Source organism: Nocardioides sp. ChNu-99, assembly GCF_029493445.1.
In the GTDB taxonomy this organism is placed as follows: Bacteria; Actinomycetota; Actinomycetes; order Propionibacteriales; family Nocardioidaceae; genus Nocardioides.
Genome location: NZ_JAHWBL010000050.1, coordinates 1 through 24,944, shown reverse-complemented (window position 1 = coordinate 24,944; position 24,944 = coordinate 1). Strand labels below are relative to the sequence as shown.

At 74.2% G+C, this 24,944-nt stretch carries 21 protein-coding genes and 1 tRNA gene; 10 read left to right on the top strand and 12 right to left on the bottom strand.

The genetic code is table 11. The features are described 5' to 3' along the window. Positions 1-154: 154 nt before the first annotated feature. The 4 genes from KK617_RS14620 to KK617_RS14605 all read right to left on the bottom strand — a co-directional run bounded on the left by KK617_RS14620 (position 155) and on the right by KK617_RS14605 (position 5,601). Positions 155-1,015 (bottom strand): collagen-like protein, encoded by an 861-nt coding sequence (locus KK617_RS14620; RefSeq protein ID WP_277500821.1) that lies wholly within the window; start codon positions 1,013-1,015, stop codon positions 155-157. Positions 1,016-1,233: 218 nt separating this feature from the next. Beyond that, positions 1,234-2,472, bottom strand: coding sequence for a helix-turn-helix domain-containing protein (locus tag KK617_RS14615; protein WP_277500820.1), 1,239 nt, complete (start codon positions 2,470-2,472; stop codon positions 1,234-1,236). A gap of 467 nt (positions 2,473-2,939) precedes the next feature. Beyond that, positions 2,940-5,030: a hypothetical protein gene (locus KK617_RS14610; protein WP_277500819.1), complete on the bottom strand. Its 2,091-nt coding sequence runs from the start codon at positions 5,028-5,030 to the stop codon at positions 2,940-2,942. A gap of 481 nt (positions 5,031-5,511) precedes the next feature. Next, positions 5,512-5,601 (bottom strand) — tRNA-Ser (locus KK617_RS14605). A gap of 158 nt (positions 5,602-5,759) precedes the next feature. On the opposite strand from KK617_RS14605, the gene KK617_RS14600 reads away from it, so the two are divergent. From KK617_RS14600 to KK617_RS14590, 3 genes are read left to right on the top strand one after another with little or no spacing between them, the layout of a single operon-like run. Then, positions 5,760-6,026, top strand: a complete 267-nt coding sequence (locus tag KK617_RS14600; protein WP_277500818.1) for a hypothetical protein — start codon at positions 5,760-5,762, stop codon at positions 6,024-6,026. Positions 6,027-6,067: 41 nt separating this feature from the next. Beyond that, positions 6,068-6,943, top strand: a complete 876-nt coding sequence (locus tag KK617_RS14595) for a MoxR family ATPase (RefSeq protein WP_277500817.1) — start codon at positions 6,068-6,070, stop codon at positions 6,941-6,943. Positions 6,944-6,948: 5 nt separating this feature from the next. Next, positions 6,949-8,475, top strand: coding sequence for a VWA domain-containing protein (locus tag KK617_RS14590; protein ID WP_277500816.1), 1,527 nt, complete (start codon positions 6,949-6,951; stop codon positions 8,473-8,475). A gap of 21 nt (positions 8,476-8,496) precedes the next feature. Here KK617_RS14590 and KK617_RS14585 read toward each other — a convergent pair whose 3' ends face one another. From KK617_RS14585 to KK617_RS14575, 3 genes are read right to left on the bottom strand one after another with little or no spacing between them, the layout of a single operon-like run. Next, positions 8,497-9,900, bottom strand: a complete 1,404-nt coding sequence (locus KK617_RS14585) for a hypothetical protein (RefSeq protein ID WP_277500815.1) — start codon at positions 9,898-9,900, stop codon at positions 8,497-8,499. Next, positions 9,897-10,832 (bottom strand): hypothetical protein, encoded by a 936-nt coding sequence (locus KK617_RS14580; protein WP_277500814.1) that lies wholly within the window; start codon positions 10,830-10,832, stop codon positions 9,897-9,899. The genes KK617_RS14585 and KK617_RS14580 overlap by 4 nt, the downstream gene beginning before the upstream one ends. Position 10,833: 1 nt before the next feature. Next, positions 10,834-11,259, bottom strand: a complete 426-nt coding sequence (locus tag KK617_RS14575; RefSeq protein ID WP_277500813.1) for a hypothetical protein — start codon at positions 11,257-11,259, stop codon at positions 10,834-10,836. Positions 11,260-11,382: 123 nt separating this feature from the next. On the opposite strand from KK617_RS14575, the gene galE reads away from it, so the two are divergent. Beyond that, entirely contained in the window at positions 11,383-12,402 is a 1,020-nt protein-coding gene (gene galE / locus KK617_RS14570; protein ID WP_277500812.1) for a UDP-glucose 4-epimerase GalE, read from the top strand. On the opposite strand, the gene KK617_RS14565 is transcribed toward galE, so the two are convergent. Together KK617_RS14565 and KK617_RS14560 are read right to left on the bottom strand one after the other, a co-directional pair. Further along, the gene (locus tag KK617_RS14565; RefSeq protein WP_277500810.1) at positions 12,390-13,895 is read right to left on the bottom strand and encodes a hypothetical protein; all 1,506 of its coding nucleotides are present in this window, start codon (positions 13,893-13,895) and stop codon (positions 12,390-12,392) included. The genes galE and KK617_RS14565 overlap by 13 nt on opposite strands. Before the next feature lie 110 nt (positions 13,896-14,005). Continuing rightward, a complete protein-coding gene (locus KK617_RS14560) occupies positions 14,006-14,515 on the bottom strand; it encodes a hypothetical protein (RefSeq protein ID WP_277500809.1) in 510 nt (169 codons plus the stop codon). Between the two features lie 169 nt (positions 14,516-14,684). On the opposite strand from KK617_RS14560, the gene KK617_RS14555 reads away from it, so the two are divergent. Next, the gene (locus KK617_RS14555) at positions 14,685-16,202 is read left to right on the top strand and encodes a potassium/proton antiporter (RefSeq protein ID WP_277500808.1); all 1,518 of its coding nucleotides are present in this window, start codon (positions 14,685-14,687) and stop codon (positions 16,200-16,202) included. A gap of 16 nt (positions 16,203-16,218) precedes the next feature. Here KK617_RS14555 and KK617_RS14550 read toward each other — a convergent pair whose 3' ends face one another. Genes KK617_RS14550 through eccCa form a run of 3 tightly spaced genes read right to left on the bottom strand, consistent with a single transcriptional unit; the run spans position 16,219 to position 21,150 of the window. Further along, positions 16,219-16,770, bottom strand: a complete 552-nt coding sequence (locus tag KK617_RS14550) for a LytR C-terminal domain-containing protein (protein ID WP_277500806.1) — start codon at positions 16,768-16,770, stop codon at positions 16,219-16,221. Continuing rightward, positions 16,767-17,063 (bottom strand): type II toxin-antitoxin system VapB family antitoxin, encoded by a 297-nt coding sequence (locus tag KK617_RS14545; RefSeq protein ID WP_277500805.1) that lies wholly within the window; start codon positions 17,061-17,063, stop codon positions 16,767-16,769. The genes KK617_RS14550 and KK617_RS14545 overlap by 4 nt, the downstream gene beginning before the upstream one ends. Before the next feature lie 52 nt (positions 17,064-17,115). Beyond that, the gene (gene eccCa, locus KK617_RS14540) at positions 17,116-21,150 is read right to left on the bottom strand and encodes a type VII secretion protein EccCa (RefSeq protein ID WP_277500804.1); all 4,035 of its coding nucleotides are present in this window, start codon (positions 21,148-21,150) and stop codon (positions 17,116-17,118) included. A 145-nt stretch (positions 21,151-21,295) separates the two neighbouring features. Here eccCa and KK617_RS14535 point away from each other — a divergent pair, with 145 nt between their 5' ends. The 5 genes from KK617_RS14535 to KK617_RS14515 form a co-directional block, all read left to right on the top strand. Beyond that, the gene (locus KK617_RS14535; protein ID WP_277500803.1) at positions 21,296-22,657 is read left to right on the top strand and encodes a hypothetical protein; all 1,362 of its coding nucleotides are present in this window, start codon (positions 21,296-21,298) and stop codon (positions 22,655-22,657) included. A 138-nt stretch (positions 22,658-22,795) separates the two neighbouring features. Next, entirely contained in the window at positions 22,796-23,107 is a 312-nt protein-coding gene (locus KK617_RS14530; RefSeq protein ID WP_277500802.1) for a WXG100 family type VII secretion target, read from the top strand. A gap of 35 nt (positions 23,108-23,142) precedes the next feature. Continuing rightward, complete coding sequence (locus KK617_RS14525) at positions 23,143-23,439, top strand: WXG100 family type VII secretion target (protein WP_277500801.1); 297 nt, start codon at positions 23,143-23,145, stop codon at positions 23,437-23,439. 157 nt (positions 23,440-23,596) lie between these two features. Further along, on the top strand, positions 23,597-23,947 hold the full coding sequence (locus tag KK617_RS14520) for a hypothetical protein (protein ID WP_277500800.1): 351 nt from the start codon (positions 23,597-23,599) through the stop codon (positions 23,945-23,947). Position 23,948: 1 nt separating this feature from the next. Beyond that, positions 23,949-24,944: hypothetical protein (locus KK617_RS14515; protein WP_277500799.1), on the top strand; the 996-nt coding region annotated here is incomplete at its 3' end.

Sequence of the window (24,944 nt, the reverse complement as noted above, 5' to 3'; positions counted from 1 at the left end):
GCCGCCCGGGCGCCGCCGCCCGGGCCCGCCTCGGCCCCGGGCCGCCGCGACTCTGCGACGAACACCTGTGGTCTGCGGCCCAGGCATCGGCCGCAGACCACAGGTTTCCCCGCCTGGGCGGGGAAACCTGCAGCAGGCGGCCGGGGTACGGCGGTCAGCCGATGGTGATCCCGCCGTCGGTGACGATCACGTAGAAGCGCTTGCGGTTCGTCGACGTCGTGACCGAGCCGTCGCTGAGGCGCGGGCTGACGACGAGGTGGTTCGTGTTGTTCGTGCCCGTCGGAGCGCAGGCCACGATCCCGGCCAGGCCGCAGGTGGTCGCGGTGATCTCGCCGGAGAACTCGGGGTTGGCGTCGGCCGCGCCCGCCCGGCCGTTGGTCACGCCGTCGCCGTTCTGGTCGACCTGGTTCTGCAGCGCGATGGTCGCCACGATGCCCGAACCGGTGAGGTCCTCGCCCGCGTTCACGTAGACGTTGCCGGCCGCGCGCAGCGCGTTCGAGGGCGCGCCCGCCGGGGCGGTGTTGGCCAGCTCGGGGTACGCCGCGGCGACCGTGAAGCCGCCCGACTGGTCGACGATCGCGCCCGAGGCGTCGATGAGGAACCAGCGGACGCCCGGCCCGGCGGGGCCCTGCTCGCCCTGCTCGCCCTGGGGTCCCTGCTGGCCCGGAGCGCCAGGCGCGCCCGGCGTGCCGGGGGCGCCCTGGGGCCCGCGGGCACCGGGGGCGCCCGTCGCGCCGCGCGGACCGGTCGCGCCCGTAGCACCGCGCGGGCCGGCCGGGATCTGGTTCTTCGCGAAGTCGGCGCGGTAGAGCGAGCCGTCCCGCACGTCGTACCCCGTGATGGAGCCGTTGCGGATGTTCTCCCCGCCGATCTGGCTGGCGGCGTACGCCGTGCCGCCACCCGCGGCGACCGCGAGGGCGAGGGAGGCGACGATGAGCGACGGCGTGGGGCGCAGCGAGCGGAGGCGGGCGGGCAGGGCGACGCGGGGGAGGCGGGGACGGCGTGAGGGGGCCATGGCGGTTCCTTCGGGTCGGGGGACGTGTGTCCCGCCTCACGTTCGGCGCACCCCGCCGTCCGGATGGCCCGGTCTAGACAACCCGGTGGTCGAGGTGGCCGCGCGGCCCGTCCCGGTGGTCGAGGTGGCCGCGCGGCCCGTCCCGGTGGTCGAGGTGGCCGCGCCAGCCACCCGGTGGTTGAGGTGGCCGCGCCAGCGGCCCTCGAGACCACGCCCCCTCAGACCCCCAGCTCTCGGTCGAGCCGCGCGAGCTGGCCGTCGATGAGCGGCAGCATCGGCGACGTCGCCCCGACGGCGCGGCGCTGGGCCTGCCACATCTCGTAGTCGTCGGCGCCCCACGTCGACCGCGTCCACTGCGACATCAGGTCGGCCTCGCGGCTGCGCAGCAGCGCCCCCCGCAGCTGCGACCCGAGGTTCTCCCGCAGCCGGGTCACGCCCGGGGCGGTCGAGCGGGGCAGCACGGGTCCGCCGTACGCGCGCATGGCGGCCCGCAGGTCGCCCGTCGCGAGCAGGGCCTCGACGGTGAGCCAGTCGCCGGTGACCTGGGCGGTGAGGCGGTACGGGCGCGACGCCAGCAGGTCGCCGCCCAGCAGGTGGCGCAGGCGGTTGAGCTCCGCCCGCAGCGTCGAGGACCCGCTGCCGCCGCTCCCGTCGTCGGCGTAGAGCAGCACGGCCAGCTCGTCGCCCGACAGTCCCTGCGGCGCCGAGGCGAGGAGCAGCAGGATCTCGCTGTGCCGGGGGGAGAGCCGCACGGTCCGGGGGGCGCCGCCCGCGCCCTCGACGGTGAGGAGCGCGTCGGTGCGCCCGAGCCCCTCGAGCACGAGGTGGGCACCGGGCGCGGTCGAGGCGGGGGCCGGCGCCTGCCGGGTCAGCAGGTCCCGGGCCAGCTCGAGCTCGGCCATGCGGGCCGCAGCGCGGATCATCGCCATGGTCTGGGGTACGACGATCTGGTCGCCGCCGGTGATGTCCAGGACCCCGAGCAGCGCGTGCGTGCCGGGGTCGTGGATGGGGGCGGCGCCGCAGCTCCAGCCCTGCACGGCGGAGCGGAAGTGCTCGTCGCGCACGATGCTGACGGGCTGGTCGAGCGCGAGGGCGAGACCGGGGGCGTTGGTGCCGGCGAGCCGCTCGTCCCAGTTCGACCCCTCGACGAACCCGATGGCCTCGGCCCTGCGCAGCGTCGTCGGGGTGCCGCATACCCACAGCAGCTGCCCGTCGGCGTCCGAGACCGCCATGACCGCGCCGCAGTCGCGCGCGGCGTGGCCGAGCACGTCGTCGAGCAGGGGGAACACGCGGGCGAGCGGGTGGGCCTCGCGCTGGTCCCGCAGCGCGTCCTCCGGCAGCGTGATCGGCGCCGTGGCGTCGTCGGGCCGCACGCCCGCCGAGGCGGAGCGGTGCCAGGAGTCCACCACCGCCGACCGCATCCCGCCGTCGCGCCGTGGCGGGAGGTGTCTCGTCATGCCCACGCGTCGCTCTCCCGTCCGTCCGTGGACCCCGGGGGCGCCGTTGCCCACGACCGGCGCGAGCGCGCGGCGGCTCGTGACCGGGGTCACAGACCCATGATGCTCCTGGCTCGGCGCCGCGTCGACGGGTGAGGCGGAGTTGCCGGAAGCCCGGACCCCGTGGGGCCCGGGCTCCCGGGAGGTATGGCGGTAAGCGCGCTCGACTTCAGGGTACGCCGCCGCAGACGACCGAGTTCTGTGACGGTTAGCCGGGATTGAACGGACCGCTCCTTCGACACGGGAAGGCTGTCGAGCTTGGGTCTCGGCCGGGCCGTGCGCGGAATAGCGGACGCTTACCGTCGAACTGGTTTGTTCCTGGGCCGCTTGGGCGTCCTGATGGCAGGGGGCAGGAAGCCTTGTTTAGCCACCCGTCGTCGGGTGGCCGTCCCGTCCAACGATCAGCGGTCGTGGCGTACGCCCGCCCATCAGTTTGTTGCCTTGGTTCGAAGATGCGGACCGATATAGCCGACGTAGACCCTGCCGTCGGCGTGAGCGTTGTCGTAGTAATGGATACGTGGAGTGACCATGCCGCATCGGGGCAGCTTGAAGTGCGCCTCCATCAGGATCTCCCCCGTCGGCGCTACCTCAGGCGGCACAGGAAAAACTCGGTCGGCGCCCCACTGGTTGAGGGTGGACCTGCTCTCCTTCTCGCCAAAGCGGCTCTTGGGAAGGGGCCGGTAGCCGGCTGGAGTGTGGAGTAGGTAGCTCTTCATGTTGCCGTCGAAGTGACCCAACATTTTCGACCGTACGTAGTCGGCCAAGACCAGTAGGTACTCCCATGCCGCGCCCACGAGGTTGCCGACAGTGTCGTTGTCGTCAAGTCCTATGGTCCGTCGCCGGTCGCCTGTGAAAACGACGCCGTGTTGCTCGAACTCGCCGAGCCGGTCTAGAAGCTCTTCGAAGTTTCTCGGCGCACTGGTCGAGGCGGAGGTCGGGGTCGGGCTGAGTGCCTCTGTATGGCGACCTTGCTCGAGCAAGAACCGGCGCAGTCGTAGCACCTCGTCCTGGATGGCGCGCCGATCCTCCTCAGCGCTGCCCTGCTCTAGGAGCGCCTCCTCGGCGGTTTCCCGCCACGCCTCCACCTCTTCTTCGAGAGCCTCTATCCGTCCTTGGCGCTCGGCCAACTCCGAGCTGATTCGTTCAGCCATCTGTTCGCGAGCCGCCGCCTGGTCCGAGGCCCGGCTTGCCGACATGGCCACTTGCTCGAGCGCCTGGGGTGTGAGGTCGTCAACGCCAAGGGTTTGCTTTACGAGTTCAATGATCGAAAGGTATTCGGCGGCGACAGCAGCTATGTCACCTTCGGAGTCGACTGATCTGGTTTCGCCATCATTTGCCGCGTGGGCGGTGCTTGCTGAGATGCCGTTGAGGGCACGGGGGTCGCGAGGTGTCGTGATATTCGAGTCATCGGGTTCCCTCGAGTAGTCCGCTTCGAAAGTCTCGGTATCGACTTCGATGGAGGCCCCGTTCGTTGCAGGCCCGTGAGCGAGCAATTGGGCTGCCTCCGAGGCGAGCGTCTCTGCGACTGCTCCTGTCTCCGCAACGGCTTCCCGTGGGGCGAGATCGGTTCCAGTCGACTTGTCCGCAGCGACCGCGAGGCCCTCGCTCGCGTCGGAAAGTAATTGAGCAGTGGGCGACCCTGGAGAGAAAAGTGCGTCCAAGAGAAGCCGGTCTTCTACCCGGTTCAATCCCTTTATGACTGTCCGGGCGGCGTCGGGCAACTTGTGGCCAGCCGAGTGTTTGCGGGCCGCTCTGGTGATGATCCCGGCAATGGCTTGATCAGTCTCGTCAGCCAGTCGTCGCGTACCGAGGACGCGGTGGCGGCGTGCGTCAGGTTCCCAAGCGGGGTCGACGCCTGGGGCGTAGGTGCGGACCGTCCAGGGTATCGCTGCGTGGGTCGGGCCAACGCCCTCGTTGAAGACCGTGCTGGCTTCCGGGTCGAGCACAACGAACTGAGCGATGCCGTGAATGCGGCGGGCCCACGTCTCTGCCCGCTTCGCGAAAGCGGGCAGCATGTCGGCTTGCGACTTGTCGGTGGCGGCGACGAATAGCAATCCGTTCCGGTTGAGGTCGCATACGGCCTCGAGCAGGTCCTCAACGTCGTCGGGACGAACGATCTGTGCGCCAGCAGAGACGGGGTAGTCGCCATCCCGCAGTTCCAGAACCTCGATGAGGTACTTCGCCACTTTAGGTCGCTCGGCCTGTTTGCCGCCGGTGTGGCCGCTGCGAATGGACAGCCACCCAGTGCCTCGGGCCGGCGAGTGCATGGCTACTGAGGTAAGCCACTGCGTCCCGTTGCGTTCGGTCTCGGTGAGTCGAATGCGGAAATCGCTCACACGCTTGGCTTCGTGGTGGGCAACCACGAGTTCTGCGGAGTTTGAAACCCTCAACAATTGCGAAACTTGGAGGTCTGGCTCCCCGTAGCTCTTCTCGCGGAGCCAGGCGGCAATCTGCTGTAAGGCCAGGTCGACAGCGTCGGGACGAGGGTCGAACGTTAGGTACGAACGGTAGGAACTCACGTCCTCCGTTGAAATTCCCAGTGACGACCTAGTGCCACTTAATGTCGCGGCCACACCGCTACCCCCTCGCTCGCCCGGACATGCCGAGAGTAAGAGGCAGCGCCGACCTTGTTCGGAGAACGCCGCAGATGTCGCGCGGAATCTCCACTGCGCGGGTGGTCGTCGCCCGGGACCATCCGCACCTCTGCTCTCGAGGGTCGAACGGGGAACGCATCACCGGTTGGGTTCGGTGCGCGGCGTGGCGGGGAGCGCGGCGTCGTCAGCCGGGCCGACCTGCGGTCAGACCATGGTCCGTGACTCGAAACGGATGCGCCCCTTCGGTTCCCTGGGGTGGCCCACGGTGTCACGATCGCTCGCCGGAGCGCGCGGCGGCCCGTGACCGGGGTCACAGGACCATGATGCGGTTCGCGTGGCGTCGCGCCGACGGGTGGGCGGAGATGCAAGAAGCCCGGGCCCCGTGGGGCCCGGGCTCCCGGACGTATGGCGGTGGCGGAGGGATTTGAACCCTCGGTGGGCTTGCACCCACAAACGCTTTCGAGGCGTTCTCCTTAGGCCGCTCGGACACGCCACCGCGGGAGACATTAGCCGACGGGCGCCCGGCGTTCCGAATCGGGTGCTGCCGGGCACGCGAGCGACGACCCGGCGAGTTCGGCTCGACGTACCCGGGGTGTGGGCTGCGCGACGTGCGCCGATTCGCACGGGGAGCGGCCGGGTGGGTACTGGTGTCCCATGGGAATCATCGGTTTCATCGTGTTCGGTCTCTTCGTCGGCGTCGTCGCGCGCCTCATCAAGCCGGGTCGCCAGAACCTCGGCCTCGTCGGCACGCTCGTGCTGGGTGTCATCGGCTCGCTGATCGGCGGCGTCGTCGCGACGCTGCTCGGCACGGGTGACTTCGGCGAGCTCAACATCATCGGCGCCATCGTGGCGATCATCGCCGCCGTCGTGCTGGTCGGCTTCGTCGAGGGCATCATGGGCCGTCGCAAGACCCACGCCTGACCCACCGTCCACCGGTGAGCGCGGTGGGTGAGGATGACGCCATGACCTGGTTCTCCTCGCCCACCGACGCTGCTGCCCGCCTGGGCGACGCCGGCTACCTCGCCGACACGGCGACGGCCACGACGGCGTACCTCGCGGGGGCGCTCGAGAAGCCCCTGCTGCTCGAGGGTCCGGCGGGGGTCGGCAAGACCGAGCTCGCCAAGGCCGTGGCCCGCGCGACGGGCGCCGGCCTGGTGCGGCTCCAGTGCTACGAGGGTCTCGACGAGGCCCGGGCGCTGTACGAGTGGAACTACTCCAAGCAGCTGCTGCGCATCCAGACCGCGCGCGGTGCCGACGGCGCCGCCCCCGACTGGGACGCCACGCACGACGACATCTTCACCGAGGAGTTCCTCCTCACCCGGCCGCTGCTCACCGCCATCCGGCGCGACGAGCCGACCGTGCTGCTCATCGACGAGGTCGACAAGACCGACGTCGAGGTCGAGGGCCTCCTGCTCGAGGTGCTGAGCGACTTCCAGGTCACCATCCCCGAGCTCGGCACCGTGGTCGCGACCCGCAAGCCGCTGGTCGTGCTCACCTCCAACGCCGCCCGCGAGCTCTCCGAGGCGCTGAAGCGACGCTGCCTCTACCTGCACCTCGACTACCCCGACGCCGAGCGGGAGCGCGAGATCGTCGCGGCCCAGGTGCCCGACCTCGACGACGCGGTCGCCCGCCAGCTCGTCGCCACCGTCGTGCGGCTGCGCGAGCTCGAGCTGAAGAAGGCCCCCTCGATCGCCGAGTCCATCGACTGGGCCCGCACCCTCGTCGCGCTCGAGGTGCGCGAGCTCGACCAGGCCGCGATCAGCGCGACCCTCGGCGCCGTGCTCAAGCACGCCACCGACCACGACCGCGCCGTCCGCGAGCTGCGGCTGAGGGCCTGAGCGCCGTGCCCCCCGCCCCGCCGCCCCCCGGCCCGCCGCCGCGCGAGCCCGCCGGGTCCGCCGTGCGCAGCGGCCTCATCGACCGCCACATCGCCTTCGTCGAGGCGCTGCGCGGCGCCGGGCTGCCGGTGAGCCTGGCCGAGGGGCTCGACGCCACCGCCGCCCTGCGCCGGCTCGACTGGACCGACCGCTCCGCGGTGCGGGCCGGGTACGCCGCCACGCTGGTCAAGAAGGCCGGTCAGCGCACCACCTTCGACACCCTGTTCGACCTCTTCTTCCCCCACCTCGTCGGCGAGGGCCTGGCCACGCTCGACCCGGCTGCCGAGGACCCGGCCGCCGGCCGCGCCCTCGACCCGAGCCGCGACAACGCCGAGGCCGTCGCCGCCTTCCGCGAGCGCCTCGCCACCACGCTGGCCGACGCGCTCGCCGCGGAGGCGGGAGAGCGCTCCGAGCACAGCGACGGCGACGCCGCCCCGCCGGGGGACGACCTGGCGCGCCTCGCTGCCGAGGCCGTCGGCCGCTTCGGCGCCATGCCCGGGCGCACCGCCGGGCAGACGGCGTACTCGGCGTACCAGACCCTGCGGCGCCTCGCCCCCGGCGAGCTCACCGACCGCGTCGTCGCCGGCCTCCTCGGCGACCTCGACACCGACGCGATGGACCCGGCGGCCCGCGAGCGGGCGGAGCGCAGCGTCGCGCGCGGCGTGGGCCGGTTCACCCGGCTGGTCGAGGACGACGCCCGGCGCCGGATCGCGGAGCGCAAGTCGCCGGAGTACGTCGCGGACGTCGCCGTGCGCCCCAGCATCGACCGGCTCGCGTTCACCGCCGCCCGGCGCGAGGACCTCGAGGAGATGCGCCGCCAGGTCGCCCCCCTCGCCCGGCGCCTCGCGACCCGGCTCGCGAAGCAGCGCGCCGCGCAGCGCGGCGGGCCGCTCGACTTCCGCCGCACCGTCCGCGCCTCGATGTCCACCGGCGGCGTGCCGATCCGCACGCTGCACCGCCCGCGCCGGCCCCACCGCACCGATCTCGTCGTGCTCTGCGACGTCAGTGGCTCGGTGGCGCACTTCGCCCAGTTCACGCTGCTGCTGACCTACGCGCTGCGCGAGAACCTCGGCCGGCTGCGCGCGTTCACCTTCGTCGACCGCACCACCGAGGTGACGCACGTGCTGCGCCCCGGCCGCGACCCGGCCGAGGTGATGGAGGAGCTGGTGGCCAGCACCCAGCACGCGGCGCTCGTCGGCCGCACCAGCTACGGCGCCGCGCTGCACAGCTTCCGCAGCCAGTACGGCGACGCGCTGGGCCCGGCGTCGTCCCTGCTCGTGCTCGGCGACGCTCGCAGCAACTACTCCGACCTGGCCCTCGACGACCTGCGTGCCATGACGAGCGGCATCCGCGCCGCCTGGTGGCTCAACCCCGAGCACCCGCGGCACTGGGACAGCGGCGACTCGGCGGCGTCCCGCTACGCCGCCGTCGTGCCCATGGTCGAGTGCCGCAACCTCGTGCAGCTCGAGGAGTTCGTGCAGCGCGTGCTGTGACGGGGCGGGGGCCCGGCGGGCTCAGCCCGCCAGGTACCCCAGCTGCGTGATGCGGTCGATTTCCGCCCGCAGCGCCGGGTGCGTCGCCGCGTCGGCCGCCCGCCCGCCCGCGACGTAGAGGTCGCTGCGGTCACCTCGCGCGTGCTCGCCGTCGAACACGACGGTGACGCGGTTCGTCAGCCCCTGGTTGATGAGCGAGCCGAGCAGCGCGACGGGGTCGGTGCGGTCCTCCAGGGATAGCACCCGCGTGGCCTCGGGGATGCGGGGCACCTGCGAGGAGGGCGCGCCCGCCGTCACCACCTGGTCGATGGTGAAGACGCCCGACGACGCGGCCGCGGCCACCTCGGCGGCCGTCAGCCCGCCCTGGGCCGACCCCACGAGCATGACCCGCGCGTCCGGCTCGTCGCCGACCGCACGCTCGATCGCGGCGACCACCTCGTCGCCGTACGCCGCGTGGTCGCCCCCGACGAGCCGCAGCCGGCCGCGGGCGCCGCCGTCGGGGCCGGGCAGGTAGGCGATGTAGCGGCCCTCGCCGACCCGCTGCACCTGCACGCGGCGGGTCAGCGTGGCCAGGGAGGTCATGAGGTCCTCGATGGAGCGCGGGACGGTCAGCCCGTCCGCGTCGACGGCCGCCGGCGCCGGCGCGCCGGGTGCGGCGGAGGCCTCGACGTCGGCGAGCCCGACGGCGACGTCGCGGAAGGCGGCGCCGGAGTCGGCTGCGAAGTCACCGGCACCGACGGCGGCGAGCCCGGCCCGCCCGGCCGCCGGCCCGCGGTCGCCCGCGAGGAAGGCGGCGGTGAGCAGCGACCGCATCTGCAGGCTCTCCAGCAGGCCCCCACCACCGGTGGAGACGTGGTCGAGCAGCTCGGGGTTCTGCTCGGCGAGCTCCCCGAGGTACGCCGCCAGCCCGTCGCGGTCCATCGCGTCGGTCTCGATGAGCCCGGCGGAGACGATCGCGCCGCCGAGCGCCACCTCGGGCGCCAGGTAGCCGATCGCCCGGCCCGCGGCGGAGCCCAGGGTGCGGAACGCGACGTCCTGCAGCTCGTCGATCCACTGGTAGGTCAGCACGGTCGCGCGCACCACGAGGGCGTCGGCGTCGAGGTCGACCGAGCGGCTCATCAGGCCGTGGCGGCCCGTCGTGGCGGCACGGACGTCGCCCTCGGCCGTCTCGAACGTGCGGGGCGAGAGCGGGGCGGACTCGGCGACCGCCTCGTCCTCCAGCACCTCCTTGCCCAGGCGCGCCCGGGCGCGCAGCTCGTCGCCCGTGCCGTCGAACAGGTCGGCGAGGCCGAGCATCCGCTCGTAGCGCTCCTCGGCCTTCGCGGCGGGGGAGAGGTCGGCGGCCTCCGTGGTCGCCGCGTCGGGCCCGGCCGTCTCGGCCGTGCCGTCCTGCGTCGTCTCGGGGGCGGTCTCCGGGACGGTCATGCGGTCACCTCCGCGAGGACGGGTGCGAGAGCGGTGGGGAAGTCACCGGGGTCGACCCGGCGCACCTCCACCCGGTGGGTGTCGCCGTCCCGGTGGGGACGGAGCTGGTGCCAGCCGTCGGCCAGCAGGAGCCAGGAGACGACACCGACGGTCGTGGCCTCGGCCGCGATGTCGGCGAGCATCGCGCGCAGCCGGCCCTGGGTCTCGGTGTGCAGCGCCTGCACGACGGTGAGCACCTCGCCCTCGCCGAGCACGCGGCCGTCCTGGTCGCGCACGGCGCCGAGGTGCTGCGCCACGAGGGCGGGCAGCACGTCCGCGCGGTGGGTGCGCAGCGCCTCGCCGGCGGCGTCGACGAGCTCGTAGGGGAGGTCGACGCACTCGGGGACCGACGACGGCGTCAGCGTCACGTCCTCGGGGATCACGGCGACGCGGCCGAGCTCGTCGGCCCACGCGTCGCTCGGGAACCAGGCGAGGTCGAAGACGATGCCGTCGACCGTGGCCAGCGTGGCGACGGCGCCGCCGGCCTGGCGGTGCCAGGCCTTGGCGCGCACGCCGCCGGCGACCACGTCGAGGTCCACGCCGATGCGGGGCGCGGCGAGCAGGCCGATCGCGCCGAGCACGCCGGCGTCCACCCCCTCCTCGTCGAGCAGCCCGCGCCGGGCGAGGGTGCCGGCCGGGTCGTGCAGCGAGGCGATCGCGTCGGCGTACGCCTGCACGTCGGTGTCGGCGCGCTGCGCGCCCAGGCGGTCCGCCAGGGCGTCGGCCGGCGCGTCACCGGCGGCCGGGCCGGCCAGGAGGAAGGGGAGCGGCGCGCCGCCGGCGGCGACCGCGCAGTGCTGCAGCTCGGGCAGGGTCAGCGCGACCCGGCGCGGCAGGCCGTCGAGCAGGGGCAGCGTTGCGACGGGCGGGGACCCGAGATCGATGGTCGTCATGTCAGCGGCCCTGCAGGGTCAGGTCGAGCCAGTCCTTGTGACCGGCGGGGGGGAGGTCTGCGTCCACGAGCTCCTGGTCCTCTCGGCTCAGCGTGCGGGTGACGCCGGCGGCGTCGTCGTACGACGACAGCTCGGCCTGGCGGGTGCGGGCCTCGGCGACGAGGGCGCCGACCTTGCGCTCGGCGTCGGCGATCGCGTCCTTGAGGTCGCCCACCTCCGCGCCGTGCCGGGCGAGGGACTCGGCGGCCGTCTCGTGCAGCGCGGCGACCTGCCGCAGCTGCGCGGCCCGGTCGCGCATGCGCAGCCGGAGGTCCTCCGCCGCACGCCCGCTCCAGTCGATGCCGTCCGCGCCCGCCACCAGGCGGTCCGCCAGGGCGCGCACGTCGACCGCCTGCTCGCGCAGCTGCGCGGCCCGTCTGCGGATCACTGTGGCGTCGCCGTACATCCCTCGTCCTCCCGCTCGGTCCCCGTCCGTCCGATTGCTTGCCCGGCGGTCGGGAGGGCGAAACATCCGAGTACGCGGGCCCTGGCGCATCCCTAGGATGACCCGGTGCGCATCCTCGTCACCGGCGGAGCCGGCTACATCGGCTCCCACACGGTGCTGGCCCTGCTGGAGCGGGGCCACGACGTCGTGGTCGCCGACGACTTCTCGAACGCGCGGCCGGCGGTGCTCGACCGCGTCGCGGAGCTCGCCGGGCGTCCCGCCGCGCTCGAGGTGGTGGACCTCACGGACGCGACCCGCACCGACGCCGTCGTCGCGGCGACCGCCCCCGACGCGGTCGTGCACTTCGCGGGCCGCAAGGCCGTCGGCGAGAGCGCCGAGCGCCCGCTGGAGTACTACCGCACCAACCTCGACTCCACCTTCTCCCTCCTGGAGGCCATGGAGCGCCACGACGTGCGCCGGCTCGTCTACTCGTCGTCGGCGACGGTGTACGGCGACCACGCCCCCGTGCCGTACGTCGAGACCCACCAGCCGCTCGCGGCCGCGAGCCCCTACGGGCGCACCAAGGTGATGACCGAGCAGGTGCTCACCGACGTCGCCGCCGCCACGCCCGGGCTGCGCGTGGCCCTGCTCCGCTACTTCAACCCCGTCGGGGCGCACCCGTCCGGCCGCATGGGGGAGGACCCCCAGGGCGTGCCGAACAACCTGATGCCGTACGTCGCGCAGGTCGCCGTCGGGCGCCGCGACCGGCTCGCCATCTTCGGTGACGACTACGACACCCCCGACGGCACCTGCCTGCGGGACTACGTCCACGTGCTCGACCTGGCCGAGGGCCACCTCGCCGCCCTCGAGCACCTCGACACCATGGCCACGCCCGTGCGGGCCTTCAACCTCGGGGCCGGGCGCGGCACGAGCGTGCGCGAGCTCTTCGACGCCTTCTGCGCGGTCGTGGGCCGCCCGCTGCCGCACGAGGTCGTCGCGCGTCGCCCCGGTGACCTCCCGGCGTACTGGGCCGACACCACGCGCGCCGCCGAGGAGCTGGGGTGGCGCGCCCGCCGCACGGTCGACGACATGGTCGCCGACACCTGGCGCTGGCAGCAGGCGAACCCCGACGGCTACCCGGCCTGACGCGGCTCCTCCAGCCACGCCGGGTCCGGTCCGAACGGCAGGTCGGGGGGTGCGCCGCGGGTGATCCTGAAGGTGGACACCTCGACGGGACCGTCCCCGTCGATGGCGCCGCTGGCCCGCAGGCCCTCCAGCCGCTGCCGCACCGCCGGGTCGTCGGAGCCGTCCATCGCCGCCGCCCCGCGGGCGTAGGTGTCGAGGGAGTGGCCCTCCACCATCCCGTCCCCGCCCCCCTCGAAGGTCACGGTGAGGTGGTGCGCAGCCGGTGTGTTGGGCCTGCCGTCGAGCAGCGGCACGAGGTCCCGCGTGTTCTCCAGCGACGTGACGCGGGTGCCTGCCGGGACCTCCGGCATGAGGGCCACGGGGGACCCGAGGGTCACCACGTCCTCCACCCGGAACTCCCCACCCGCCGCCACCTGCACCGCCGCCATCCCGCCCTGCGAGTGCCCGACGAGGGTGACGGGGTCGTCCGGGCCGATGCCGGCGGCGCGCATCGCCTCCTCGACCCCGCGCTGGTAGACGGTGCTCTCCCCGGCCATCGACCGCAGGTTGGTGCCGAGGTCGCGCGCGTCGGTGTCCTGCGTCCACGGCAGGGTGCCCAGGTCGTCCGTGCCCGGGAGCAGCACGACGTGGTGGGCGCCCGCGCCCGTGCCGACGCGCTGGATCTCGATGGTCCCGCTGGCCGGCTGCGCGGCCGTGCGTGCGAGGGCCGCGACGAGACCGCCCGCACCGACGGCCGCGGCCCCCGTGCCGGGTGCCCCGACCTGCTCGACGACCGGGACCCCGTCGACGTAGGCGTCCGACCACACGGCCGCGGCCTCGCCCAGGTGCGGGACGAAGGTGTCGCCGCCGAACGGGCTCGGCACCCACGAGTCGTCGGCGTCCCACGCGCCCTCGAGGAACCCGCTGCTGCGTCCGAGCAGCCCCTCGACCACGGTCGGGTCGTCCTGGGCGAGCCGCTCCGCCAGGCGCGCCATGGCCGCGGTCCGGGCCGCGTCCTCCGGGTCAGGGTCACCGCCGCCTCGGAGCCACGTGAGGTCGTCCCCCGGGCCGCCGGGGACCGGTCCGTCGTACCCGAACGCGCGGGCGGTCCGCACCGTGGCCCAGCCGCTGGTGTAGGAGCACAGGTACCGCTGGAGGCCCATGCTGAGGGCCACCGCCTCGTCCGCGGTGCGCAGGTGCTGGACCGCCTCCCGCACGGCGAACCCCAGCGCCGACCAGGTCGCGGCCTGCGCCGCGAGGCCGTGCGGGCCCGTGGTGAGCCCCACGAGCAGGGCCTCCACCCGGGCGAAGGTGACGGGCGCGTAGGCCACGGACATCAGCAGGTCGCCGTCGACCAGCGTGTCCGCCGCCGCCGCGCCCCGGACCAGTGCCCGCTCACCGGTGTCCAGCATCAGGCCGCCGAGCTGCTCGACCGCCTCGTAGGTCGCGGCGAGGCTGGCGGTGCCGCCCGTGGTCCGCAGGCCCTCGGCGGGCACGACGGGCGTGACGGGCACGGCGGGTACGACGGGTTCGACGGGTGCGCCCGGCGCCGCTCCGGCGCCCGGCGCCGCTCCGGTCCCCGGCACCACCGGCCCGTACGGCGGGTCCGACCGCGTCCCGGTGCTCATCGCAGGCCCGGCACGTCGAAGGTGAGCCAGGCGGCGTCGCCGGGCTCGGGCACGTCCATGCGCTCGATCCGCTCGCGCAGGTCGTCGGCCGCCTCGGCCGCGTCGTCGCCGAGGCCCACGAGGTCGGCGAGACCGCCGGCCACGCCGCCGGCGACGTCCTGGGCCAGGTCCACCACGGCCCCGCCGACGTCGACGACGCGGGCGCCGACCGACGACGCGATCTCCAGGAACTCCCGGCGCGCCGCCTCGACGGCCACCAGCGAGACCTCCACCTGCAGGGCGTGGGCCTCCAGGGCGCGGGCGACCTCCGCGTGGTCCTCGGCACTACGACGCAGGTCGTCCGCCGCGCACGACGTGCCCAGGCGCATCGCGACCGCGCCGGCCCCGAGCCAGGGCGTGGCCTCCGCCCGGCCCACCAGGGCGTCGGCCTCGGTGCGGATCGCGGTGGCACGGGCGTCGTACGTCGTCGCCAGGCGTCGCAGGGCGTCCGGATCGGGCAGCAGCATGTCTCCTCCTCGGGGTGTGCCCGGGCGCGGTGCGCGCCCGTCTCGACCCCGGGGTGCCCCGGTCGGCACGGTGGCCCAAACCCCGTCCGCCGCGCCTGTGGAGGAGGCGCCCCTGCCGCGGCACTAGGATCAGGCGCACGCCCCCACCGCCGACGCCCCCGAGGTGCACGTGACCTTCGACGCGCACGACCTCGACAGGTTCCTGCTCGTCGGCTCCGCGGTCACCCTGCTCGCCATCCTCGCGGTGCGGGTCTCCACGAGGGCGGGTCTGCCGAGCCTCATCCTCTACCTGCTGATGGGCGTGGCCCTGGGCGACGCGGGCCTCGGCATCGAGTTCTCCGACGCCGGCCTGGCGCACGCGCTGGGGTTCGGCGCCCTCGTCGTCATCCTGGCCGAGGGCGGCCTGACGACCGACTGGCGCGAGATCCGGCCCAGCATGCGGCTCGGGCTGACGCTGGCCACGGTGGGCATGGGCGTCTCGGTGCTCGTCGTCGCGCTCGGGGCCCACTTCCTGCTCGGCCTGTCGTGGCAGCTGTCGGTGCTCCTGGGCGCCGCCACGTCGGCGACCGACGCGGCGGCGGTGTTCTCGGTGCTGCGCGTCGTGCCGCTGCCGCGCCGCATCACCGGGGTCCTCGAGGCCGAGTCGGGCCTCAACGACGCGCCGACGGTGGTCCTCGTCGTGCTGGTCAGCTCCGGCGCCGCGCTCGAGCACGGGGTCGCGTTCCTCGTCGCCGAGATCGTCTACGAGCTGGTGCTGGGCCTGGCGCTCGGGCTCGCCGTGGGCCTCGGCGGCGCCTGGACGATGCGCCGCGCCGCGCTGCCCGCCTCCGGCCTCTACCCCATCGCCGTGCTGTGCCTGACGGTGCTCGCCTACGGCCTCGGGGCCGCGGCCCACGCGTCCGGCTTCGCGGCGGTGTACGTCGCCGCGCTGGTTCTCGGCAACGCCGACCTGCCCCACCGCGCCGCCACCCGGTCCTTCTCCGAGGGCGTCGCGTGGCTCGCGCAGATCGGTCTGTTCGTCATGCTCGGGCTGCTGCTCAGCCCGGCCCGCCTCACCTGGCAGACCATCGGCATCGCCCTGGCGGCCGGCCTGCTGCTGACCGTGGTGGCCCGGCCCGTCTCGGTGGTGGTGAGCGCACTGGGCCGGCCGCGCACGCCCTGGCGCGACCAGGCGTTCCTCTCCTGGGCCGGCCTGCGCGGCGCGGTGCCCATCGTCTTCGCCACCATCCCGCTCGCGGGCGGCGTGGCGGGCTCGGAGCAGCTCTTCGACATCGTCTTCGTGCTCGTCGTGGTCTACACCCTGCTCACCGGTCCCACCCTGCCGTGGGTGGCGCGGCGGCTCGGGCTGGCCGACGACGGCGAGGCGCGCGACCTCGAGGTCGAGGCGGCGCCGTTGGAGCGCGTGGCCGCCGACCTGCTGCAGGTGCGCATCAGCGAGGAGTCGCTGCTGCACGGCGTCGAGGTGGCGGAGCTGCGCCTGCCCGTGGGGGCGTCCATCTCGCTGGTGGTGCGGGGCGACGCGGTGCTGGTGCCCGAGCCGACCACGGCGCTGCGCCGCGGCGACGACCTCATCCTCGTCACGCCGCGCGCCCTGCGCGAGGCCACCGAGGCGCGTCTGCGCCTGGTCTCCCAGAACGGTCGGCTGGCCCGCTGGGGCACCCGTGGTCCGGGGGTACGGCGGCGCTGACGCCCGCCGTACCGGGTCAGGGGAGCGCGGTCTCCTGCGGGCCGCAGACCTCCTCGGCGTTCGCCACCGTGATGTCCCCGCGCGCGTCGCCGGTCGGCCCCTGCCAGGACGGCCCCACGTAGACGACGATGCCGTCGACCGTCGGGTCCTCGACGACCGCCGCCGGGCTGCCGACGTTCTCCCGCACCAGGACGGCCGCCGCCGAGCTCGGCGCGGCCGCACGGATCTCGACCCGGTCCACCACGGCGCCCTCGGGCGCGTCGCCCACCTGGCCGGCCACGAACCCGCGGTCGGTGAGCTGGCCCATCGTCTGGCTGGCCAGGCGCGAGCGGCCGCTCGCGTTGTAGACGCTGACGGTCACGTCGGCCGTGGTGAGGGCGTCACCCGGCTCGAACGAGCGCAGCGTGCACACCTCGTTGCCGCCGCCCCCGAGCGAGGCGCTCGGCACCGGCGCCGTCACGCGGTTCCACCCCAGGACGAGGCCGACGAGCAGCACGACCACGAGCACCGCGAGGGTGATCGCCGAGCGGGTGTGGGCCGACATGCCCTCCGAGGTCCGGTCGCTCACTGCTCCACCACCACGACGCGGGCGTGCAGCACGTTGCGCTGCTGGAGGGCGGCCCGCAGCGCGCGGTGCAGCCCGTCCTCGAGGAAGAGCTCGCCCCGCCAGAGCACCACGTGCGCGAAGAGGTCGCCGAAGAACGTCGAGTCCTCGTCGAGCAGCGCGCCCAGCTGGAGCGTGTCCTTCGTGGTCACCAGCTGGTCGAGACGGATCTGCCGCGGGGGGACCGCGGCCCACGCCGCGGCGTCGAGCCCGTGGGACGGGTAGGGCCGTCCACTGCCGACGCGCTTGAAGATCACGCGCTGATCATACGGACGAGCCGCGCCCCGTCCCGGCGGCCGTCCCCGCGCGTCACAGGTCCGCCGGGCTGGACCAGGCGAGCTGGACGACCTCGGTGCCGCGGTCGCGGGTCACGAGGCGTCCCCGGCCCGGCGGGGCCTTCTGCGGCTTCACGTTGCCGATGAGGAAGCCCTCGTCGGGCGAGCCGGACAGGACGAGGCCCGGCATGGCGAGGTCGCGCATCGACTGCACGACCGGCTCGTAGAGGGCGCGGGACGCGCCGCCGGAGCGGCGCGCGACGACGACGTGGAGGCCGACGTCGCGGGCCTGGGCCATGAGCGGCTGCAGCGGCTGGACCGGGGAGCTCTGCGCGGTGGCGACCAGGTCGTAGTCGTCGACCACCACGAAGACCTCGGCGCCGGTCCACCACGAGCGGTTGCGCAGCTGCTCGGGCGTCACGTCGGGGCCGGGGATGCGGTTCTCGAGGTACTTCGCCAGGTCGCGCAGCAACGGCGTCGCCTGCGCGGCACTGGTGAGGTAGTTGAGCTGGTACTCCTCCGGCACCTCGCCGAGCAGCGAGCGGCGGTAGTCGACGACCACGATCTGCGCCTGCTGCGGCGTGCGGGTGCGCATCACCTCGCGCACGTAGGTGCGCAGCAGCGAGCTCTTGCCCGAGCGCCCGTCGCCGAACAGCAGCAGGTGCGGCTCGGCGTCGACGTCGAGGCCGACGGGGGCCAGCTCCTTCTCGTTGACGCCCAGCACGATGCGGCCCGAGTCGAGCAGGGAGCGGCCGTCGTCGCCGACGACGCCGCGGGCCTGGGCCAGCACCTGGTCGACCTCGATGCGCTCCGGCAGCAGCCGCAGCTTGGGGCCGGCGGGACCCGTCCAGGCCGCGGCGACCCGGCGTACCAGGTCGTCGACGCCGTCGCCGATGGTGGCCGGGTCCCCGGCGCCGTCGACCCGCGGCAGGGCCGCGAGGAAGTGGAGCTTGCCGGGCACGAGACCGCGACCGGGGCGCCCCGTCGGCACGAGGGCCGCGACCTTGCGGTCGATCTCGGAGTCGATGGGGTCGCCCAGGCGCAGCTCGAGGCGGGTGCCGAAGACGTCGCGCATGGCGGCGCGGAAGTCGGGCCAGCGCGAGGCGCCGACGACGATGTGGAGGCCGAACGTCAGGCCGCGGCCCGCGATCTGCTGGATCTCCATCTCGAGGTCGTCGAAGTCGGAGCGCAGGGTGCTCCAGCCGTCGACGACGAGGTAGACGTCGCCGTACCCGTCGTCGGCGCGACCCTCGCGACGCCGGCTGCGGTAGGTCTCGATCGAGTCGATGCCGTGGGAGCGGAAGTAGGCCTCGCGCCGGTCCACGATGCCGCGGATCTCGGCGATGATGCGCCGCACGACGTCGGGCTCCGAACGGGTGCCGACCCCGCTGACGTGGGGGAGGCGGGCCAGCGGCGCGAAGGTGCCGCCGCCGAAGTCGAGCACGAAGAACTGCGACTCCAGCGGGGTGGTCGTCAACGCCGTGCTCGTGACGATGGAGCGCAGCAGCGTGCTCTTGCCGCTGCGCGGACCGCCCACGACGGCGACGTGGCCGCCGGCGCCCGCCATGTTGATGGTCAAGGTGTCGCGGCGCTGCTCGCGGGGCCGGTCCACCGTGCCGAGGGGGACGGTGAGCCCGCCCAGCTGGCGCCAGCGCGGCGACACCAGCCCCAGCTCGGGCGTCGTCGTGAGGTCGGGCATCAGCTGGTCGAGCGTGTCGGGCACGTCGAGCGGGGGCAGCCAGACCTGGTGGGCGGCCGGTCCGCGACCGACCATGCGGCCGACCGCGACGTCGAGCAGGGAGGGCTGCTCGCCCTGGTGCGCGGTGGGGCGCGGAGCCTCGGCGGGGGCCTCCTCCTCGACCGGGTCGAGGGTCTGCACCTCGGAGATCGTGTACGGCAGGATGCCGCGCACGTTGCCGCCCTCGTCGCGGCGCACCTGCGAGCGGCTGCTGGTGGCCGGGGGGCCCGAGACGTACGCCGCCTTGAACTTCAGCAGCGTGGACTGGTCGGGCTTGAGGTAGCCCAGACCCGGTACGGCGGGCAGCTCGTACGCGTCGGGCACGCCGAGGACCGCCCGGGACTCGCCGGCCGAGAAGGTGCGCAGGCCGACGCGGTAGGACAGGTGCGACTCCAGGCCCCGCAGGCGTCCCTCCTCCAGGCGCTGCGAGGCGAGCAGCAGGTGCAGGCCGAGCGAGCGGCCGAGGCGGCCGATGGCGACGAAGAGGTCGATGAACTCCGGCTTGGCGGTCAGCATCTCGGAGAACTCGTCGACGACGAGGAAGAGCGAGGGGAGCGGGGCGAGGTCCTCGCCGGCCGCGCGGGCCTTCTCGTAGTCGCGGATCGAGGCGTAGTTGCCGGCCTCGCGCAGCAGCTCCTGGCGGCGCACCATCTCGCCCGACAGCGCGTCCTGCATGCGGTCGACCAGCGTCAGCTCCTGGCTGAGGTTGGTGATGACCGCCGAGACGTGGGGCATCTGGGACATGCCGGCGAACGTGGCGCCGCCCTTGAAGTCGACGAGCACCATGTTGAGCTGCTCCGACGAGTGCGTCATCGCGAGGCCGAGCACGAGGGTGCGGAGGAACTCCGACTTGCCCGAGCCCGTCGCGCCGATCACCAGGCCGTGGGGGCCCATGCCCTGCTGGGCGGACTCCTTGATGTCGAGGTGGACCATGCCGCCGTCGCCGATGCCGATGGGCACCCGCAGGCGGTCGCGGGCGGGCCGGGGCCGCCAGGCGGTGGTCGCGTCGTACGCGTGGACGTCGCCGAGGCCCAGCAGCTCCATGAAGTCGGCGGGCCCGGCCATCTCGGCGGGGTTGACGCCCTCGCCCGTGTCACCGGCGGTCACGGTGTGCAGCGGGGTGAGCCGGCGCGCCATCGCCTCGGCCGTCGCCAGCGAGCACTGGTCGCCGGTGCCCTGCACGGTGTCGGTGCGCATCCGCAGCGCCTCGACGCGCGGGCGGCCGCGGCCGTCGAGGCCCACGATCTCCAGCCGCAGGCGGGTCGGGTCCTCGAGCTCCTCCCACTGCTCGGGCAGGTCGAGCACCGTGACGCCGTGGAGGCCGTCCGGCGGGATGACGTGGTTGCCCGGCGGCAGGGCGCCGCCGTCGACGACGAGGAGCACGTGGGGGGTGGCGGGGCGCTCGTCGGCGCCGAAGCGCGGGCGCTCGGACAGGTCCGGCGGCAGCAGGGTGGCCAGGTCGTCGATGGAGGTCGAGACCATCCGCATGGGGCCCACCGCGTCGGCGCGCTGCGCGCTCTGCGCGTGGGGGAGCCACTTGAGCCAGTCCCAGTGCTCGAGGTGGTCGTCCGAGCTGAGCACGGCGACCACGAGCTGGTCGGGGTTGTGGAAGGCGACGGCGCTGGTGATCACCGCACGGGCCAGCGAGCGCGCCTGCTCCTCGGGGCCGCAGACCTCGACGCGGTCGAAGGCCCGCAGGTCGACCGAGGCCGGCAGGTCGGGCTGGATGCGGTGGACGACGAGCAGGCGGTGCAGGGCCGAGGCCGCGGCGGGGTCGACCTGGTCGATCGGTGCGCTCTCCGGCGGCACCAGCTCGACGGAGAGCGGCTGCGCGCAGCTGCCCCAGCGGACCTGGAGGAAGTGGGGGTCGGAGGAGGAGCGCTCCCACAGCCGGGTGCGGTCCTCGGCGACGGCCGGCAGGGCCGCGGGCTCCGGGTGGTGCCAGGTCAGGGCGCGCCGCTGGCGGTCGGCGGAGTCGCGGGCGGCCTTGCGGACCCCGGCCAGGTAGCGCAGGTACTCCGTGCGCGACCCCGTGACCTGCTGGTTGCGCTGCTTGCGCTGCCGGTCGATCTGCACGCCGATGAACCCGATGGTGGCGAAGAGGAACATGCCCGCCGCCAGCATGCTGCGCCCGCCGGTGCTGCCGCCCTGGCTGCTCAGCGAGGCGATGACGACGATCGAGCCGATGCTGCCGAGCATCGGGATGGCGTTCATCAGGACGCCGCCGGCGCCCTCGTGCTCCGCGAGCTGCGGCGGGGGTTGGAGGACGATCTGCCCGGTGGGCACCTCGGGTGCGTCGATGCGGTGGCTGCTGCGCAGCGTCGTGCTCAAAGAGCTCCCCCTCGTGCTGGCCCCGGCTGCTCCACCGCGGTGCGAGCGATGATAGGTGCCGCCGACCGGCAGGGACTACCCTGACCGGCGGCACAGCCCCGGGCCCCGCGGCCCGCGGCTCCGGGGGCACGAGGGGGACGGGTCGATGAGCCAGAGCACGGCGGGTGCGGCGCCGGTGGGCACGCTCGCCCTGAGCGTGCACGGCGAGGCCGGCGTCCTCGACCTGCTGGTCCCCGACGGCGCCTCCGCGGCCGACGTCCTGCGGGAGTACGCGAAGCAGACCGGTCTCCCCGCCTCCCGGCGCCTGTACGACGGACGCGGCCGCGCCCTGCCGCCCGCCACCGCCCTCGGGGACCTCGGGGTGCGCACCGGCGGCCTGGTCGTGGTGGCCGACGAGGCACCACCGGCGCCGCCCGCGCAGGCCGCGGAGGCGGACCGCGCCGACCGTGGTCCCCGGGGCCCGGTCGTGACCGCGGCCGCCCTCGTGCTGGCCGCCGTCGCAGCCCTGCTCGCGGCCGTCTGCGTCGCGCTGACCGGCGCCGCCGACGAGCAGCTCGTCGGGGGCGTCCTCCTCGGCTGCGCCGTGCTCGGCGTCCTCCCGCTGGGCGGGGCGGCCCGCCAGCGGGCGCTCGCCGCGCCGGCCTTCGGGGCGGCGGCCGCCCTGGTGGTCGTCGCCGACACCGCGAGCGCGCGGCTGCCCATGGTGCTCGGCGTGGCCGCGCTGGCGGCGGCCGTCACCGCCGCCGTGGGCCGCGCCCTCACCGAGGAGGAGGACGAGGGCCTGCGGGTGTGGGTCGTCGCCGGCATCGTCGTCTTCGTCGTCGCGGGCGTCGTGGCCGTGCTCGGCTGGCACGAGCGCGTCGCCTGGGCGACCCTCCTGCTCCTCACCGTCTTCGCCGGGCGCTTCGTCCCCGGGTCCGCCGTCGACGTGCCCGACCAGGCGCTCATCGACATCGAGCGGCTGGCGGTCTCGGCCTGGTCGGCGCGCGACCGCGCGGGCGGCCGGCGCTCGCGCACGGTGATCCGCCGCAGCGCCGTCGAGGCCGTGGTGGCCCGGGGCGCCCGGGTCGTCACCGCCGCCTGCGTGGCCGTGCTGGCCACCACCGTCGTGGCGGCCCCCCTCGTGCTGGCGACCACCACGCTGCCGCTGGACCGCGTCGGGGCGCCGCTGCTCGTCGCGCTGGTCGGGGCCACCCACCTGCTCGTCGCCCGCAGCTACCGCCACGTCGCCGCCCGGCTCCTGCTGCGCTCCGCCGGCCTGTGGTGCCTGGCGTGCGTCCTGGTCGGCACGGTCGCCGACCAGGGTTGGTCCGGTCGCCTCGGGGTCGCCGCGCTCGTGCTGGGCGCCGCGCTCGTGCCGGTCGCGGTCGCACTGGGCCGCGGTTGGCGGTCGGTGTGGTGGTCGCGCCGGGCCGAGGTCGCCGAGGCCCTCACGGGGGCGTTCGCCGTGCCCGCGTTCGTGGTGACCGTGGGCCTCTTCCGACGGATCTGGGAAATCGTCAGCTGAGGGTGTTTACGCCCCTCTACCACCCGGGTACACAGCCCCTCGCGCCGGGTGATCGGGACGTCAGCCGGCTCACGACAACATCCACGAGACGTTCTCGGGCGGCCTGCTCGCCGCTACCGGGGGAAGAAGGGAAAGAGCATGGCTGACAACATGCAGATGGGAGAGGGAACCCTCTCCAACGCCGCGCAGATGGTGGCCGACGCCAAGGTCGAGATCGACCAGAAGTGCCGCACCCTCGAGGGCCAGATCCAGGGGATCGGCGCCCGCTGGGGCGGCCAGGGTGCCGCCGCCTTCCACCGCCTGCACGTGGCGTGGCAGGAGAAGCAGCGCACGATCAACGACGCGCTCAACGACTTCGAGCGCTCGCTGCTCGACACCGAGCGCGACACGACCTCGACGGACTCGTCGCAGGCCGACACCTTCTCCTCCAGCTTCAGCCGCCTCGGCTGAGCGCCACCCACGACGTCGAAGGAGCACCAGACAGCATGAACACCTCCGGAATCACAGTCGACCACGGCGCGCTCGAGACCGCCTCCGCGGACCTCGTCGGCGCGGCCCGCGGCATCGAGGCCCGCCTCGACCGCCTCGAGGGCGAGCTCGCCCCCCTGCAGAGCGAGTGGAGCGGCCAGGCCCAGGAGGCCTACCGCGTCGCCAAGGCCCGCTGGGACGCGGCCATCGCCGAGATGATCGAGCTGCTGCAGCAGACCAGCACCTCGGTCAGCCAGTCCAACCAGGAGTACCGCGCCGCCGACCTGCGGGGCGCGAACCGCTTCCCGGGCTGATCCACCCACCAGCCGCCCCGACGCCTCCACGCGGTCGGGGCGGCTGCGGGTCCGGGCGCGGTCACGCCGCCGGACCCGAACGCACCGCACGTGCTGCCGACGCAGCACCCACCGCACCACCGGAGTGCCGCAGCCGCACGAGAGACGAGGGGACGACGTGGCTACCACCAGAGTCTCGCGCGAGGTCATCGACCTCACGCTGAAGAGCATCGACAAGCAGATCGAGCTGATCGCCCAGTACCAGTCGACGTTCGTCGACACCGTGACCGTGGACCCGGACCTGTACGGCGAGTGGCAGCCGGGCTATGCCGTGCGCGCCGAGCACTCGGGGGCGCAGCGCACCCTGTCCGAGCACCTCGCCTCCCACCACGAGGTGCTCGTGGGCGTGCGCGACGTCCTCAGCCAGGTCGCCGCCGACGTCGAGGCGACGGACGAGATGGCCGCGACCGCGATGGTCGCCGCCGTCCACCGCATCTCCGGTGGCCCGAACCGACCGATGGTGGTGTGACGTGCCCGTTCCCGGACCCAACGAGCAGCAGCTCATCCAGGCGCTCCGCGCCCGCCGTGGCGTGCTGCAGACCCAGCGCGAGGGGTGGCACACCGGCTCGCAGATGGCCAGCGACGCGGCCGCCGCGCTCCGCGCCGCGCGCCTCAAGCTCGACGCGGAGCAGCAGCTGGGCGAGGAGACGCGCGCCCAGATGATCGCCGTGCTCGAGGGCATCGACGTGCAGTTCAAGCAGCTCAGCAGCAACATGGGGATCGGCGTCAGCGCGCTCCAGACGGCGAACGGCAGCGTGTCCTCCGCCGAGGCGGCGTACGCGCCGATCGCGGGCGCGGCCGTCCCGTCCTCCCCGACGCAGGCGCCGTACGACCCCGAGTGGGACCAGGCCCAGCGCACCGAGGCGGACCGCCAGCACAGCGCCGACGTGGCGAGCCACCAGCAGGCCCTGCAGGAGCGCGAGAACAAGTGCGCGCAGATCCTCACCGGCCTGCGCGGCGGCATGGGCGAGAGTCAGGTGCTGTGGTCGCAGATCAACGACTACCACAGCGACGACCAGGGCCGCGCCCCCTCGAGCGGTCCCTCGAGCCCGACGCCCGGGGCGGTCAGCTCCCCCGGGGCCGGGCGCAACAGCGCCGGCGTCATCGACCGGGCGCACTGGGGCGAGGTCGTCAGCGACCCGCCCCGCACGGACGTCGGGATCCGTCCCGACGACGGCGGCCAGGTCGTCGTCGACGGGGACGACGTCGGCAACGGCAGCCTCGTCCCGAGCCCCCACCCCCAGCCCGTCGGCACCCTCCCCGGCGTGCTCCCGCCCCCCTCGCCCGGCGACACCGGCCTGCTCGGCCGCGGTCCCGACGTCACGGGTGGGGGCGGTGCGTCGATCAGCGCCGGCGGCGGTGGTGGCGGCCTCGGTGCCGTGGCCCCGGCCGCGGGCGTGGCCGGCGGTGCGCTCGGCGCCGCGGCCGTGCGCGGGGGCGCCGGACTGATCTCCGCCGGGGGTGCC